Origin of the sequence: Limosilactobacillus reuteri, from assembly GCF_020785355.1 — a bacterium.
In the GTDB taxonomy this organism is placed as follows: Bacteria; Bacillota; Bacilli; order Lactobacillales; family Lactobacillaceae; genus Limosilactobacillus; species Limosilactobacillus reuteri_I.
This window is the reverse complement of record NZ_JAJGVH010000058.1, coordinates 1-679: the sequence shown is the minus strand read 5'-3', so window position 1 is coordinate 679 and position 679 is coordinate 1. Positions and strand designations below refer to the sequence as shown.

The 679-nt window shown below is 44.3% G+C and carries 1 protein-coding gene; it reads right to left on the bottom strand.

Features of this window, described 5'->3' with window-relative positions:
- A partial coding sequence (locus tag LMB56_RS02055; RefSeq protein WP_324294719.1) for a reverse transcriptase domain-containing protein occupies positions 1 to 512 on the bottom strand: 512 nt, incomplete at its 3' end.
- Between the last annotated feature and the right edge of the window lie 167 nt (positions 513 to 679).

Sequence of the window (679 nt, the reverse complement as noted above, 5' to 3'; positions counted from 1 at the left end):
CGATAACCTTGATTATAAAGATCTACTACTTTTGCAATAGCGTCGTGAGCCCCACGGTGAGGGCGGAAGCCAAAACTATTATCAGAGAAAACACGCTCAAAGATAGGTGTAAGAATTTGGGCCACAGCTTGTTGAACCATTCGGTCCACCACTGTTGGTATTCCGAGTTTTCTTACTCCACCATTAGGCTTCGGAATTTCTACCCGTTTGACTGGTGCTGGTTTATACTTGCCCTCACGCAAACTAGCGACCAATTCCGTCTTATTTTCTCTGAGATATGGCAGAAGATCATTGACTGTCATATCGTCAATGCCTGCTGCCCCTTTATTTCTCTTAACTCGCAAATAAGCCTGATTAAGGTTATTGCGGTCCAAGACTAAGTCTTGGATAGTGACACTCATACCTTTACCTTCACCATAATCGGTACTACGCGCCCTTGTGTACTTTCGGTTTTCCAAACCTATCCTCGACAAGCGGTCAGCTTGTTGTTCTGTTTTCTGCGATTGTCGCACCTGATTACACCTCCGATATAAGTTACAAGTTATTGTCGTTCAGTCCTTCATCTGATTACTCAGACTACTATGACCTCGGCTGACTTCTGGCTTACTCAACGCTACATCACTGCACCGCTTGTTTCTGTGGAAATTAAACTTATTCCTCTTGTCGGAAACGTGTAGGC